Here is a 15,948-nt window from a genome sequence, read left to right on the forward strand (position 1 = left end):
TATCCTCAGCACTTGCTATGTTCAATATGGAATTATACTGACATCATAATAACATCCTGTTAATTATATGTCAATACTGTTTTCAAAATTTATACATTTTTGAGCATATTTTGTTGCTGTTCACTCCGTTCCATGGGTTTTCAATATTTTTTCCGACGTCAAAAACAGCCCGACAAACTGCTGTCGGGCTGCTGTATTTTTTTTTTCTGTTGTACGTTCTTATTATACAAGACGTCTTACAGATACAATTGTTCTGTATGTAGCATCATTGCTGATCTTGATCCCGTCCTGAGAGTTCGATGCATGAACGATCTGGCCATTACCCATGTAAATAGCCACGTGTCCGCCATAGCAGATCAGATCTCCCGGCTGTGCATCTGCGTAGGATACTTCTGTACCTGCATTCTGCTGCTCATAGGAGGTTCTCGGAAGGCTGACTCCGAAGTTCGCATAGACACTCTGTACAAATCCGGAGCAGTCTGCACCATTGGTAAGGCTTGTTCCGCCCCATACGTAAGGATTCCCCACAAACTGTGTAGCATAATTCACAACAGAAGATCCGGAACCACTGCTGTAAGAAGAACTGTCACTGGCTGAGGATGTGTCCTCTGCATTAGATGTGTCCTCTGCACTTTCTTCAGATGCGTCTGTGCTGTTATCGTAATCTGCGTCTGCATTATCCTCTGTATTCTCAGTATCCTCGGACGCATCATCATTCTCACCATTGTCTGCATCTTCATCCACATCCTCGGTGTCATCTTCTGCAGTATCCTCATCTGCATTCTCGATCACGTCGCCGTCCTCATCGTACTGTACGTCTTCGCTCTCGTCCGCCTCATCCTGCTGTGCTTCCTGCTCTGCCTGACGTCTTGCTTCCTCTTCTGCCTCAGCCTGTGCTCTCGCTGCTGCTTCAGCCTCGGCCTGACGTCTTGCCTCTTCCTCTGCTGCAATACGCTCAGCCTCTAATCTCTGAAGCTCTGCAGTCTGCTCTGCAAGAAGGTTGGCATAATCTGTAGCCTGCTGCTGTGCGTAGGCGATCTCATTATCATAATCTGCGGATGTGGCACGCTTCTCATCCAGCTGTGCCTGCAGGTTCTGGGACTCTGCCTCATATTCCTGCTTCATTCCCTCCAGCTCTGCCTTCTCCTGTGTGTACTGTGCCTCCAGGTTTGCCACCTGCTGGATCGTATTGGAATATTTTTCAAGACTCTTACGGTCCTGCTCATAAGTCTTCTGTGTGTACTCTGCTCTTGTAAGAAGGTCAGACAGGTTCTCTGCATTCAGCATCATCTGGAACCATGCATCGTCTCCACCCTTCTCATAGAGATACTGGATACGTTTCTTCATTGCCTCATACTGTTTCTGCTTGGCATTTTTGGCCTTCTCAAGGTTGGTCTGTGTAGATGCAATGTCGGCTTCCTTATTGGAGATATCTCCCTCCAGTGTCTGGATCGAAACCATCACGTTTACAAGATTGGCATCAAGAGTTGAAATCTCGCCTTCAATCTGTGACTTCTGTGAGGAAAGCTCATCCAATCTGGAATAAGTCGCATTCAGCTGTTCGTTGGTCGCATCCATCTCCTGCTGAAGTGCTGCCTCATCTTCTCTTGTTGCGCTTACGCTGACTACCTGTGCTCCGCTGATGATGAGCGCCAGTGTCAGACATAATATCCTTTTCTTCATGACTGTTCACCCTCGCAATCTGATTCTAATTTAATACAGCGGATCTGACCATCCGCTTCGTTGGTTTTCTTTGTAATACTTTTGCAATATCTTGTTTCAATCTTTTTATATATTAACACAGTGTTATTTGGATTGCAAGGATTTTCTATTAATTAGTTTAAAACTTTGTAACATTTATTAATGATTTTGACATTAAAAAAGGAGAACCCGGGTTATCTCAGGTTCTCCTCTCACGTTTCTTATTGCTATTTGTTACATACAAATTTCTTTCAGCACATCCTGATCAGAACAGATCTGCAAGGATCTGATTGGCTGTCTTGTTCAGATATCCGTTGGGATCGGAAAGAGTGCTTCTGTTCCATCTGAAGTATGCACCGTTTCGGATATAGTTACCACTGGATTCATGATAGTCATATTTGCTGGCTCCAGGATACCTAGACATATAAGTTTCTGCCAGCTTGATCGCCTGGCTTCCGTAAGTTCCGCTTGGTGTCGGTGTTCCGGAAATCTGTACGCCGGCATTCGGTGTACAGTGGAGGATCACAACACTCTTATCGGAACACTGTCCGAGAACGATCCAAGTATGTCCGCTGTTGTATCCGATATCTCCCGGATAAAGCTTCCAGTTTGAGCTTGCCAGCTGAGACTGGGAAACAACGGTACCCATTCCCTTGCCGGAATACAAAGATCCAAGATTTCCGGAAACATCCGTGTACATAGGTCCACCGGATCTGCTCTGCATGATCTGATATACAGACCATCCTACAAAGCCGGAGCAGTCAAGGCCCTTCTGTTCTGTAGCTTCACTGAGATCCATATAATATCTGTAATTATAGGAGCTGGAATTGCTGTCATACCACTGTTTCCATTTTGGACTGATGCCCTTTCTGGTCGCATCCGACCAGTTGTGGCCGCCGCCCCATACGTAAAGAGTCTTTCCTACCGGAAGCAGTGCATTAGCAAGGAAATTCTTGATGGTCCTGGAGCTTGTAGCTGTAGTAGTGCTTGGGTTGGTATCCAGGACACCATTACTGCCAAATGTATACTTCTTGCCATCGATCGTCTTCGTTCCCGTAGCCATGACACCGGTTGACGGATCGAAATAATATTTATATCCTTTTTTGGAATTTGTGACCCAACCGGTAGCCATCACGCCGCTCTTGCTGTAAAAATAATAGGTATTGCTGCCGATCTTCTTGAAGCCCTTATACATAGCTCCCGTGTTTGGATCAAAATAACGCTTCTGTTGTTTCCTATTCGTTGCCCAGCCCTTTGCCATAAAGCATTTGCTGGTAAAATATCTGGTCACATTCTGCTTGTCTGTAAGGAATACGCTTCTTGCAGCAGCGCCACTGCCGCTGTAGAAATAATATTTCTTATTACTGATCGTGGCCCATTTCGTTGTCATATATCCGCTGGTAGGCTTAAAATAGCGGGTATTGTTCTTGCTGTCTGTAAGCCAGCCTGTTGCCATATAGCCCTTGACACCGTTGACATTATAAAAATATCGTTTACCCTTGGAATCCTTAGCCCAGCCCTTCATCTGTACGCCTGTGGATTTATTAAAAAAATATTTCTTCCCGTTCAGTGTAAGCCAGCCTTTTACCTTCTGGCCATTCTGATAATAATAGGACTTTCCTTTTTCTGTTTTAAAGCCGTTTTTGGTCGCAGCCTGTACATCTGTTGCCGTTGTATGTACAGTTGCTCCAGCTGCAAAGAACATCAGAACAAAAAAAAGTCCCCAGAGTTTCCATTTTCTGCTTAATTTTCGCATACATACCTTCCTTTGATAGATAGATCATTGATATTTACTATTTCTTAAGTCCGGCTGATCGTAAACATTACAATTTTGTTACAATTTTACGTCCATATTATATAACATTCTTTACGGTCCGTCAACTCTTTCCTTTTCTTTCAGAAAAAACATCATCCAGGTATTACCAATGTTGATTTTATGCAGAAAAAAGCCCCGAAACATCAGAAATATTCGCTGATGCTCCGGGGATATGATCCTTTATGCAGTTTTGCTCCTGTCTGTTACAGATCTGTTAGAGATACTTACAGAAATTTTTTGCGAAGCTCTGCTCCGTCAAGGGCACTTAAATATGCAGGTGCAACATCAAATACGGTCTTGCAGCCCTTCTGTCCTTCCTGGTTCATGCGATATGCAGCTCTTGCATAGGCAACGATCACAGAAGATGTGAACTCAGGATTGGAATCCAGCTTCAGGCTGTACTCGATCACATGGCTGTTCTCATTGTTCCAGCCTGTCTTTCCGCTGCGGATCACAAAACCGCCGTGCGGGATACCGCTGTGGTCACGGTCCAGCTCTTCCTGGGAAATGAAATGTACCGTTGTATCATACTCGTCAAAGTAGTTCGGCATGGTCTTGATTTCTTCCTCGATGCGTGCAAGATCAGCACCTTCCTCAGCAACTACAAAGCACTCTCTTGTATGTTTCTGGCGTGTGGTAAGCTCCGGATTTTCTCCGTTTCTTACTGCCTCAAGTGCAGCTTCTACCGGAATGGTGTACTGCTTTGCATCCTTTACGCCTTTGATGCGGCGGACTGCATCAGAATGTCCCTGGCTGACACCCTTGCCCCAGAATGTGTAGTCGTTTCCATTTGTAAGGATCGCATTTGCATACATACGGTTCAGAGAAAACATTCCTGGATCCCAGCCTACGGAAATGATTCCTACATGTCCACTCTCTGCTGCTGCCTTGTCAACATTTGCAAAATGCTCCGGGATTTTCTTATGTGTATCAAAGCTGTCCACAACATTGAAATATTTTACATACTCCGGTGTCTGAACAGGAAGATCTGTAGCACTTCCTCCACAGATGATCAGGACATCGATCTCATCCTTCAGCTTCTCCGCATCTTTTACAGAATAAACCTTTGCGGTCTCTGTAAGGATCTTTACAGTCTCTGGATCACGTCTGGTAAATACTGCAACCAGCTCTGTATCCGGATTATGCTTGATGGCGCACTCCACGCCGCGTCCCAGGTTTCCGTAACCTAAAATACCAATTCTTATACTCATAACGATTTCCTCCTCTTTTTCTCTGCAGTGCAGCATTTCCCGGACAGCATTGTGAATCTCTGTCAGAAAAAGCCTTCTGCGATCTATATCGCAAAACGGATCTGCAGGATCCGCCTTACAAACATATGGATATGCTGCCTTATGATATCCCCGATCTCAGTTTCAGGACATCGATGACAGACCTTTTTCCTGCATCAGCAGCAGAAAAAGCCGCCCGGCCAGCACATGAAACAGGCCATGGTCCTGCAGCAGGCATCACACATATCTCCTCCTGCAGTCGGCATTCCCCCAAAGGGATCCTGCCGCTGCTGATACCAGCCGCCACCGCCTTCCATTCTCTGGAGTAGCATACGGTACTGCATATTATCCGGTTCCTGACGGACTGCTTCACGGATCTGATCCAGAGCTGTTACATTATTTCCCATTCCCATATTTGCCATAGCAGCCAGGTAATACCATTCCCCATTTTTCTGACCAAGAGAATCCAGTACATTCATAGCTTCCTGAAAATGACCGCTCTGCACATAATTGGCGGCCGCCCTTCTGCGCATACTTTCCTCATCCTGATAGGCACTGGAACCGGCATTTCCGTAATTTCCAAAACCACCGTAATTTCCGTAACCGCCATAACCATTCTGGGAACTGCTTCCGTACTCACGCTCTTTCATGATCTGCTCGTAAGCCTGCTGCACTTCTTTGAATTTTTCTTCGGCCTGATCCTTATTCGGATTATTGATATTGGCATCCGGATGATACTTTCGGCTCAGCTTCCGGTATGCCTTTTTTATTTCATCATCAGATGCGTTTCTGGGAACTCCCAGCACGCTGTATGGATCTAACATTTTTTCTCTTTCTCCCGTTCTTCCCTGCGCTTCTGTCCGATCGCCGCAAAGCGGCACCAGACGCCGGAATATAAAATATTTCGAAGGATATCTCCGTATCGGAGGATCGGCAGCTTTTCAAATTCTCTGCAGCATTCTGCAAGCATCATCATAAGAAGCCGACGTACCTCTTCCTCGAACCCTTCTATCTTATATTTTTCAAGGAAAGGATTGTAATTTCCGTTTTCTGCATCTTTTTCCACATCGTCATAAGCATCCAGGATGTAGATAAATTTTCCGAGATAAAATCCCAGACGGCGCAGGGACGATTCCCAGACATCCTTACGGAAGGCCAGAATCTCTTCCATAATACGTCCGGAACACCCGGCTACACGGTCCACATCGGTTTCCCCCTGTTTTTCCAAGGAAGAAAGCTCCTCCAGCGCGTTTCGGATTCTTTGGATCTTCGCCGGATAAGCGGACATATGCATATTTCCGCAATTCTTCAGAATTCCTGCATATGCATAGCGCAGTGGTTTGTGTTCATCCTGCCAGTCATCCATACATTTGTAATAGGTAAGGATCACATTCATATCCGCACAGTACTCAGTTACTGTATTTTTACGTACCGGCTGGGGCTTCAGCGGATGGACCACACACCTGGAGGTTCCCTTCTTCGTTGGCGGCTCATAAAGGCCGCTTAAAAGAAGGACCACAAATGTCATATCATAAGTCAGTGAGATCTGTCCCGGTATCCCGTATCTCTCCCGAAGTTCTCTGCAAAGGCCGCAGTAAAAAGAACGGTACACATCAAAATCCTTGAATTTTATTTCCGGTTTATTAACGGTCACATATCCGAACATGTCAGCTCCTTTTTACGAATTTTGTATGGCATTTCGGACATTCGATCTCGATCTTGCCCTTTCCCTTTGGAATACGTATCTTCTGTCCGCAGCCCGGACAGCTGTAGATGTGATGGGTCTTTCTCTGCTTCATCAGATCCTTTTCTTTATTAAAGCGAAAACGGAACTTTGACGTCATCTGAAGGAATTTCTGATTTTCGGCATAACGCTGCTGGATATTTCTGGAAAAAATACGTATATATGCATATACGATTGCTGCGACCCCGAGAATGTCAAGAGTGCTGCCGGCAGTTCTGCTGAATATATTGGCAAACATTGCCAGAATGATCAGAACCAGTGCAGTTCCCATGGTAAACCTGGAAAGATCATCCACTCCATAACGTCCCTGCATAAATTTATTGAATTTGTCTCTCATATGATCTGCATCTCCTTTTCACTGCCATACGGCACTGCCAAAAAATTTCCGTAAAAAATCCGGAGGCAGTTCCTAACGGTCATTGCATACCTGGAAAATGTAGAATTTCAGATAATAGGATTCGTCAGCTGACCAGAGGATCGGATGATCCGGTGCCTGTGTACGGTACTCTACCTGGCGCAGTCTCTTATGGACATTCTTCGCTGCCTGACCGATGGTCTGTGTAAACAGCTCATATGTCATAAAATGAGAGCAGGAACAGGTTGCCAGAAATCCGCCGTCCTTTACAAGACGCATTGCACGGAGATTGATCTCACGGTATCCCTTGATGGCATTTTTTACAGAGCTTCTGGATTTCGTAAATGCCGGAGGATCCAGTACCACAACATCAAATTTCTCTCCCTTCTCCTCAAGCTCGGGAAGAAGCTCAAAAACATCCTCACAGAGAAATTTCACTGTTCCGTCCAGGCCGTTCAGACTGGCGTTTCGTCTTGCCTGCAGAACTGCAGTTTCCGACGCATCCACACCAAGAACACTCTGTGCCCCTGCAATTCCCGCATTCAGGGCAAAAGAGCCGGTATGTGTAAAGCAGTCCAGAACCTTCGCCCCCTTGCAGAGCTTCTGGATAGCAAGACGGTTATATTTCTGATCCAGGAAAAATCCGGTCTTCTGCCCGTCCCTGATATCTACTTCATATTTCACACCGTTCTCTTCAATCTGAACAAGTGTCGGAAATTCTTCTCCGATAAATCCCTTGGTAAGTTCCATTCCTTCCTGGCGGCGTACCTTTGCATCACTTCGCTCATAGACTCCACGGATCCGGATCCCATCCTCAGCAAGAACTTCCTTCAGTGCATCTATGATCGTTTCTTTAAGACGGTCGATTCCCAGTGCAAGAGACTGTACAACAAGCACATCTGAAAACTTATCCACAACAAGACCCGGAAGAAAGTCTGCTTCTCCGAAGATCACACGGCAGCTTCCGGTATCTACTACCTTCTTACGATACTCCCATGCGTCGCGGACACGTTGTTTCAAAAATTCCGGACTGATCTCTGTACGCTCATCTCTGGTAAGCATACGGACTGTGATCTTGGAATTGGTGTTGATAAATCCTCTTCCCATCGGATATCCGTCAAAGTCCCGGACCAGAACGATATCTCCGTTCACAAAACTTCCCATGATGCTTGCGATCTCATTGTCATATACCCAGAGGCCTCCTGATTTCAGGAATCTGCCTTCGCCTTTTTTTAATGTTACTACTGCCAGGCTCATAAATTCTACCTTTTCCCTTTCTCGTTTCCCTGTCACGGTTTGCGATGTATGAGTCCACAAAACCGATTTACGGTCAATTTTATCACAGAAAAATCCATTTTTCCAGTGCTTACACAAATCCTTGTCGTAAATCACAAAATTTTCATGATATCTTTCCGGCACGACAAAAAATACCGCAGCAGAGGTTGTTTTCTCTGCTGCGGCGTATTCATCTCTTTTTCTGCTGATCTTTTATTCTGCTGCGGATTCCTCAGAAGCGTCCGTATTCTCGCCGTAAAGACCTGCCAGATATTTCATGGTTTCTTTATAAAGTGTCTGCTTATCTTCCTGGGGAACATCTGCAAGAATAGTAGCTGTCACGTCTGTGGCATCTGTGTCCTCCTGGGAACTGTCAATACCGAACAGCTTCTTCAGCTTCTGATCCATCATATTCAGCTCTGTACTCTGATATTTCTCTGTACCATCTGCCTCATAGGATTCTGTACCATCCTTCAGGATATCATAATAATCCTTCTCAACAGTTTCTGCCACACTCTTCGCTGTCTGCTCATCCAGTGTTACCGTTGCCACTGCCTCTGTATCCTCCGTTGCAGCGAGAAGGGAATCTGCATCTCCCTCATACTCGCCTTTTACAAAGAGGACAAATTTGTCATAATTGTTCTTTGCTTCTTCGCTGAGCACAGAAGTATCGTTTTCTGCACTGTCTGCCTGGTCACTTTCTGAAGATTCTGTATCTTCTGTTGCCTCCGGGATTCCTGTCTCATCGGATGCAGCCTCGTCAGATGCACTATCCTCTGTGCTGTTCTCGTCAGAAGCACTTTCGTCTGTACTGCTCTCATCAGAGGTACTTTCGTCTGTGCTGCTTTCGTCCGAGCTTTCCTCATTGCTATAGGTTCCGTCGTCGGTAGCATCCGGGATTCCGGTCTCATTGCTTGTATCCTGAGAATCTGCTCCTGTTTCTTCCTCAAGACCCGGATCCTCTGTGGAGCTCTGGATCACATCGTCACCAAGAATGCTGTCATTTACATTGTTGACGATATCATCAGAAGAATCTGCATCCACATCTACGGTTTCATCACTGCTCTCGCCATCCAGCGTATCATCAGAGGAAGAGGTCTGGCCTGTGGTATTGGCATCTACCTGCTCCAGTGTTTCCTTCACATCATCATAATTGTAATCCTGCTGTGAGATCTGCTTCAGAAGAGACACGATCCTGTCAATATCGTCCTGGCTTACGGAAATATTGTTCTGCTCAGCCACATTGATAACAATATTCTGGATCTCATCTGCATTCTGTACTCCGTTCTGGATCACATCCATCTTGGACTGGTTTACAACTGTTGTCGCCTCATTTTTACCAACCTTATCTGCAAGCTCACCAGTGGTTACGATCTCCTGGTTGGCAAGCTTCGTCTTGGTCTCATCCAGCTTCTCTCCGCTGGCCTTCTCATATGCCATCTGGATACCGGTAAGTGCACCTGTTCCGGATACTTCCATCGGGCAGGCAGCAACTACTTCACAGTTCTTCACACCGGATGTGGAAAGTGTCGTTGCGATCATATTACCTGTCACCCAGTTCAGATTTGCTGTGCGGACCTTGATCCCGCCGGACTGTGTAGGCTTCACATAGGCACAGCTCAAAGTTCTGGAACCGATCTGGGACTGTGGTGCGATATTATCCAGGTGTTTATGCTCATCCTCATTTGTAATGGTCATCACCTGCACCTGATCGGAACTTACATTAAAATATTTCATCATTGTCTGCTTCTGAGCATCCGTAAGATCTGCTCCAAGTGTTACTACCTTCGATGCATCTGCAAATACGGGATTTACACTTCCTGCCACAAGGCATGCACTGCAGAGCAGAGCTGCGATCATGTTTCTTTTTTTCATTGATCTTCCCTCCATATATTTTTTCGGATCGATTGTATCTGCTTAACTTTTGCGGTGTAAAGCGGACATTCCTCTTCGTTACTTACATCTCCACGAATGCGAGCGCTTCACGATCTGTCGTTCTTGTCATATTATAACACAGCTGCTGAAATATTTGTAATTTATATTATATAAAAAACGCTGCCGGAAATTATATCACTCATTTCTGACAGCGTTTTATTGCTTTTCTCATTTTCCCAGAGAACTTATCTGATCTGGTTTAATTTTCCGGTTTCTTTTGCTTTTTTCAACAATTCCCGGTTTTTTTCATTCATGATACCAAAATCCTTCAGCGGACAGTACACTTTTTCACATTTTCCCATGAACTCCAGTGCTTCTTCAAAGGCAGACTCCGAAATGCATTCAAAAGGCTTCTCCGTGATCACTTTTGCAGCCAGTTCTTTTGCCACCTGATAATCTGCATCATTGGTATGGAGAACTCCGGTCACAAAAGGAATCCCCTGTCGCTGCAGCTTCCGATATACCGGAATCCCACTTCCATTTCCTCCGATCACAAACACCTCCGGTTTTCCGGCCGGAGGTTCCATTTCCACGCAGCCGAATTCTGCATTATAGCTTCCACGGGTGATGCCATAAAGCTTCCGAATATAATCGGAAGTAAAGATTTCCTCCGGTGCACCATATTTCTCAATGTGATCTCCATGAACACAGATCACCTGGTCAGAAATCTTCTGGGCAAGATCCAGCTCATGAAGGGACATGATCACCGTCATCTGTTTTTCCAATACCATCTTCTTCAAAATGGCAAGAAGCTCCAGCTTATGCCGGATATCCAGGAAGGAGGTCGGTTCATCCAGGATAATGATCTCCGGTTCCTGGCAGATGGCGCGTGCCAGAAGGATACGCTGTCTCTGTCCGTCACTGATGGCTGTAAAATCCCGATCCTTCAGATCCCAGGCGTGAACCATCTCCATGGCACTTTTAACTTTTTCCTTGTCCTCTGCGGAAAGGATCCCGAGAGTTCCGGTATAGGGATATCGTCCGGTGGATACCACATCCTCACAGGTCATAAGCTCCGGTCGCATGCGTTCGGTAAGTACTACAGCCAGTTTTTTTGACACTTCCCTGTTGGTCATCCGGCTCATCTGTTCCTGTTCCAGATATACCGTTCCGCTGATCAGGGAAAGCTGTCTTGTGATACTCTTCAAAATAGTAGATTTTCCGGCACCGTTGGGACCGATCAGTGTCAGGATCTCTCCTTTATTCAGCTGAATATTGATCTCTTTGATCAGCGGTTTTCCATCATAGCCTACGGTCAGCTGATCTGTATAAAAAAAATATGATTTCATCGTTTATATCCTCTGCTGTCTGTGAATCATGATATAGATAACTACCGGTGCTCCGAAAACTGCTGTCACAGAACTGATGCTCAGCTCCGTCGGTGCAAATACAGTTCTTGCGATCAGATCACAGAACAGGCAGAACACTGCACCGCCCAGAAAACAGGCCGGGATCACAAGCAGCGGTTTGGCAGTCTTCAGGAGACTTTTTGCAATATGAGGCACAGCGATCCCCACGAAGGAGATCGGCCCTGCAAAAGCGGTCACACAGGCAGAAAGAATACTGGAAAGCAGGATCAGAAGTATCCGGAAAGCCTTGATATTAACTCCCATATTCTGCGCGTAAGTCTCCCCCAGCTGATAGGCGCTGATCGGTTTTGACATAAAAAATACGATCACCATAGTAAGAAGTACCACAACAGCCATAGTCTGCACATTTCCCCAGGTCATACCGGAAAAGCTTCCCAATGACCAATTGTGAAGATTAACTATGTTGGAATCATCTGCAAAGGTCACCACAAAGTCTGTGATGGCCGAACAGATATAGCCGATCATAACACCACTGATGACCAGCATGGACATATTGTGGACTTTTTTTGCCACAAGGAGCACAAAGCCCATGGAAATCATTGAGCCTGCAAAAGCAGCCAGGATCATGGCACCGGAACCGATGGACACCGATCTGCTTAAAAAAAAGATCATCAGAAGCGCCACGATCAGCTTGGCACCGGAAGAGATTCCCAGTACAAAGGGTCCCGCGATAGGATTGTTAAAAAAGGTCTGCAGCAAAAATCCGGAAACAGAAAGTGCTCCACCAAGGATGATCACTGCCAGTATCCTGGGAAGACGGATCTCCCAGACGATATTATAAGAAGTTTCATCTCCCTGATGCCGGAATATGATATTCAGGATCTCCTTCACAGAGAGGTGGATACTTCCGGAATTTACATTCCATATAAATAAAAAGATCAAAAGTACCGCAAGGATCACAAAAGAGATCCCGTATCGGACTGCGCGTTTTCTGTCATTCATTTTTTCTGGTACACTCCTCTTCTGTTTTGTTATCCTGTCCTTTCGTTTCCTGCTCACAGGTGGAAACCGGCAAAGGAGTTAAAACGAACACTGGAATTTATTTCAGTTTATGCATATAGGTCAGATCATCCAGAGAATCATCATCTGTAGTCAGCATGGTGTGGATATCCTCGATCATGGTTCCAAGTCCGGTAGTTTCCTGGAAGAGATTTTTGCCTGTGCACCAGACATTTCCGTTCTTCACTGCCTTGAAATCTGCAAGAAGCTTACTTTTGGAAAGAAGCTCATCAATGGTCTTAAGTTCCCCGTCGATCGTACTGTTATAGATGATATAGTCTGCATCCTTCGCCTTGGCATAAAACTCTTCCATCTGCATATTCATGGTGGAAAGAGCATTGTCATTTACTCCCGTATCCTCCGGAACATAATTTCCTCCTGCGAGAGAGATCATTTCTGAAACATAGTCGCCGCTTTTTCTTATATTTACCGCACCTACGGAGTTGATATAAAAGAACGCTACGGTCTTGTCTGTTTTATCTGCTGTGAGAACCTTATCCAGCTTGTCCGTCTGCTCTTTGAAAACCTTTTCTGCTACATCTTCTTTTCCCAGAAGAACTGCGTAAAGCTTCATCCACTCGGTCCTTCCAAGAGGATGACTCTCATAGCTGGAACGCTCTACCATTACAGGGATCCCGAACTGCTCCAGCTTCTCCTGTACCTCCGGATTGTGATGGATCATGGTGGATTCAATGGCAAGGTCACAGCCCTCGTTCAGGATCAGTTCGTAATCCGGAGCATTGTACTTGCCGGCATAGATCATCTTTTTCTGTTCCATGGCGTCCTTTGCTTCCTGGATATACCATCCGTCTTCCTTGGTTCCGGAAAGCTTGATGCTGTCAATCCCGTCGATAGCGCGGAAAAGATCCATGGCCGAGGTTGCTACCAGATAGATATTGTTTATGGGCTGCTGCAGAACCGCAATGTCAGGATCCAGCCCCTCCGGTGCTTTCTTGCCTTCGGGAACTACAAGAAACTGTCCTTCCTGATCAATGGTGAGCAGCGCATAGCCATCGTTGTAGTAATCCACATTAAATTCCTTTGCGTAGGAAAGCTCCATACTGTGGTCAAAGGTAAGGCCTGGAATATCCGCAGGCTTATGTTCTGTCTCTGCTGCCTGCACTGCAAAAGCACATCCCAGGATCAGGGTCAGCGTCAGAAATATGTATGAAATTATTTTTTTCATTTTTCTTCCTTTTTCATGCTTGAAGAATCAAAATTCAGGGTATACTCAATCTCGTGAGGAGTACTCATGGCTACAGTATCTGCAGTCACTTCCATTTCTGCGTCAAAGACTGTGACCGGGATCTCAAATGTGGAGTTTCCGTCTTTGTTCACCGGCTCATATTTTTCGCCGTCCACGATCATGTAATCATAATTCGGACTGCTCCAGATGATGGTTGCCGTAGCTTCTTTGTCCTTGATCTCTACTTTAGCTGGAGATTCTACAGATGCTCTTCCTGTTCCGCCTGTAAGGGTTACATCCGTCTCATAGGTTCCGTCCTCCAGCTTCAGCTCTTCCGGTTTTTTCCCTTCGGATTTTTTGTCGTCAGAGGTTTTTACAGGATTCTTTACGCTGACTTTATGGTCGTACCATTTGCCTTTTTCTCCCAGGATCGCCACGTTAAATTCCTCACCAATGGCCGGTACCGGGATATCAAATCCGTAAACCTCCTCTGTATAACCATCGCTGTACTTCACTGTATCTGTGGTCGGCTCAATGATCTCTGCTCCGTCCTTCTGGGCATCCTCGGCAGTTCCCGCAAACAGGTTAACGATCTTCTTGGAAACCAGACTTACGTGGATGGTCATTTTACCATCTTTGACCGTGAGCTCTCCTTTTTTGTCATTGGCCTCATTTACATGAAACATGCTACTGTCTGTCTCAAACTCTGCTGTATAAACGCCATCTTCCAGGGTATCTGCTTTGGCTGCATCTGTATCCTTTTCTTCGGAAGCTTCTGCTTCCTCACCGGACTCTGTTTTTGTTTCATCTGTTTTTGCCATCGCAGGCACAGAGCCCAGCACCAGGACTGATGCACTTGCCATTGCAAGAATTAAGTTTACATAGCGTTTTTTCATGATAATCTTCTCCCTTCCATAGATACAGCAATCTGCCCGGAAAACAGTCTTCCTGATCTTTCCGGGCAGTTACATTGATTTCTTATAGGTATCTGAACTCACTCAGATATTTTTATATTTATTATTCTGCGGACTCCTCAGCAGAATCAGCCTCTGTATCTGCTGCTGCATCAGAATCTGCGGACTCCTCAGTGCTTCCCAGAGAATCGATGGCTGCCTTTGTATGCTCTACATAAAGCTTCTCAACTGCTTCGATTCTTCCAAGACCCTCGATCTGGCAGTCAACCTTATCGAAGTTTCCGGATGCTACAAACTGGCTCTTCCAGGAATCCTCATCATCACCGGCCATATCGTTATTTGCATGGTCTCCGGCAACAACCATCAGCGGACGAAGAACAACGTTCTTGTATCCTGCTTCTTTTACTTTCTCGATAACCTTGTCGCAGGCTGTATCTTCCGGCTTACCCTCTACAGTACCGATGAATGCGTTCTTCAATCCAAGATTTTCCATCTGTGTCTGCATCTGATCGTATGTAATATTAGCTGTATGGGATGTTCCATGTCCCATGAATACGAATGCTGTGCCAGCCTCAGCTGCTGCATCCATGCTGTCAAATCCGGCCTCTTTGCAAGCCGTATCTGTGATCGCCTGAGCAACGGCTTTCTTGTCATCATTGATCACAGTTGCATCGTCTCCAACCTCACCGAGCATTGGCTCTGCGATAGCTACAGACTCGAATTTATCTTTATAGCCATTGATCGCTTCTGTCATCTCATCGTACTCAGCACCATGCATCAGATGGGTAGGCTGTACAACCAGATTCTTAACACCATTCTCTACTGCACGGTCAAGAGCCTGCTGCATGTTATCGATCACTTCATCATCTCTTGCCTCTACATGGTTGATGATGATCTGTGCTGTAAATGCTCTTCTTACAGACCAGTCCGGATAAGCTTCTGCAAGAGCATCCTCGATTCCCTTGACATCCTCTGCACGGCTGTCATTGAAGGAAGTACCAAAGCTTACAACAAGAAGTTCATTCTCACCGATCTCATCCTGGTTACGCGGATCGTCCTTGGAAGCATCTCCTGTGTCACGTCCGAAATAATCCGGATCTGCATTCTCACCCTCTACCAGTTCTTTCTGAGCATCTGTCAGAGCATCCCATGCTTCTTTGGCTGCCTTGCAGTCCTCATCTGTTGTGTCGTTTCTTTCCTGTACATAGATCTTGTCGATCAGAGCTGCTACATTATCTGCTGCTTCCTGATCTGCATCAGAAGCCTCTGTGGTATCAGCTGCCTCAGCGTTCTCTTCTGTAGCAGAATCCTCTGCTGCCATTGCTGTTGTAGCCGCACCCATAGAGCATGTCATGGAAACTGCGAGCATCAGAGCTAACATTGTTTTTCTTTTCATTTCTCATTGTCCTCTTTTCATGTATTTC

13 protein-coding genes are annotated in these 15,948 nt (G+C 45.7%); all 13 read right to left on the minus strand.

All coding sequences use genetic code 11. The features are described 5' to 3' along the window. Positions 1-222 precede the first annotated feature (222 nt). The 13 genes from DWW77_RS03935 to DWW77_RS03995 all read right to left on the minus strand — a co-directional run bounded on the left by DWW77_RS03935 (position 223) and on the right by DWW77_RS03995 (position 15,920). Positions 223-1,683, minus strand: a complete 1,461-nt coding sequence (locus DWW77_RS03935; protein ID WP_118608081.1) for a C40 family peptidase — start codon at positions 1,681-1,683, stop codon at positions 223-225. 283 nt (positions 1,684-1,966) lie between these two features. Then, positions 1,967-3,457 (minus strand): N-acetylmuramoyl-L-alanine amidase family protein, encoded by a 1,491-nt coding sequence (locus DWW77_RS03940; RefSeq protein ID WP_118608082.1) that lies wholly within the window; start codon positions 3,455-3,457, stop codon positions 1,967-1,969. 284 nt (positions 3,458-3,741) lie between these two features. Beyond that, positions 3,742-4,728, minus strand: a complete 987-nt coding sequence (locus DWW77_RS03945) for a diaminopimelate dehydrogenase (RefSeq protein ID WP_015525965.1) — start codon at positions 4,726-4,728, stop codon at positions 3,742-3,744. 194 nt (positions 4,729-4,922) lie between these two features. Further along, positions 4,923-5,570, minus strand: coding sequence for a J domain-containing protein (locus DWW77_RS03950; protein ID WP_021651556.1), 648 nt, complete (start codon positions 5,568-5,570; stop codon positions 4,923-4,925). After that, the gene (locus tag DWW77_RS03955; RefSeq protein ID WP_118608083.1) at positions 5,564-6,412 is read right to left on the minus strand and encodes a DUF5685 family protein; all 849 of its coding nucleotides are present in this window, start codon (positions 6,410-6,412) and stop codon (positions 5,564-5,566) included. The genes DWW77_RS03950 and DWW77_RS03955 overlap by 7 nt, the downstream gene beginning before the upstream one ends. Position 6,413: 1 nt before the next feature. Next, on the minus strand, positions 6,414-6,827 hold the full coding sequence (locus DWW77_RS03960) for a hypothetical protein (protein WP_118608084.1): 414 nt from the start codon (positions 6,825-6,827) through the stop codon (positions 6,414-6,416). A 72-nt stretch (positions 6,828-6,899) separates the two neighbouring features. Beyond that, entirely contained in the window at positions 6,900-8,102 is a 1,203-nt protein-coding gene (locus DWW77_RS03965; protein WP_015525970.1) for a class I SAM-dependent rRNA methyltransferase, read from the minus strand. Between the two features lie 231 nt (positions 8,103-8,333). Continuing rightward, the gene (locus tag DWW77_RS03970; RefSeq protein ID WP_118608085.1) at positions 8,334-9,995 is read right to left on the minus strand and encodes a DUF1002 domain-containing protein; all 1,662 of its coding nucleotides are present in this window, start codon (positions 9,993-9,995) and stop codon (positions 8,334-8,336) included. A gap of 245 nt (positions 9,996-10,240) precedes the next feature. After that, the gene (locus DWW77_RS03975; protein WP_059086806.1) at positions 10,241-11,344 is read right to left on the minus strand and encodes an ABC transporter ATP-binding protein; all 1,104 of its coding nucleotides are present in this window, start codon (positions 11,342-11,344) and stop codon (positions 10,241-10,243) included. A 3-nt stretch (positions 11,345-11,347) separates the two neighbouring features. Further along, complete coding sequence (locus tag DWW77_RS03980; RefSeq protein ID WP_118608086.1) at positions 11,348-12,367, minus strand: FecCD family ABC transporter permease; 1,020 nt, start codon at positions 12,365-12,367, stop codon at positions 11,348-11,350. Positions 12,368-12,464: 97 nt separating this feature from the next. Continuing rightward, positions 12,465-13,610, minus strand: coding sequence for an ABC transporter substrate-binding protein (locus DWW77_RS03985; protein WP_118608087.1), 1,146 nt, complete (start codon positions 13,608-13,610; stop codon positions 12,465-12,467). Continuing rightward, on the minus strand, positions 13,607-14,506 hold the full coding sequence (locus DWW77_RS03990) for a hypothetical protein (RefSeq protein ID WP_118608088.1): 900 nt from the start codon (positions 14,504-14,506) through the stop codon (positions 13,607-13,609). The genes DWW77_RS03985 and DWW77_RS03990 overlap by 4 nt, the downstream gene beginning before the upstream one ends. A gap of 121 nt (positions 14,507-14,627) precedes the next feature. Continuing rightward, positions 14,628-15,920, minus strand: a complete 1,293-nt coding sequence (locus DWW77_RS03995) for a sirohydrochlorin cobaltochelatase (protein WP_118608089.1) — start codon at positions 15,918-15,920, stop codon at positions 14,628-14,630. Between the last annotated feature and the right edge of the window lie 28 nt (positions 15,921-15,948).

Source organism: Ruminococcus sp. AF17-12, from assembly GCF_003479245.1.
GTDB classification, from domain to species: domain Bacteria; phylum Bacillota; class Clostridia; order Lachnospirales; family Lachnospiraceae; genus Blautia_A; species Blautia_A fusiformis.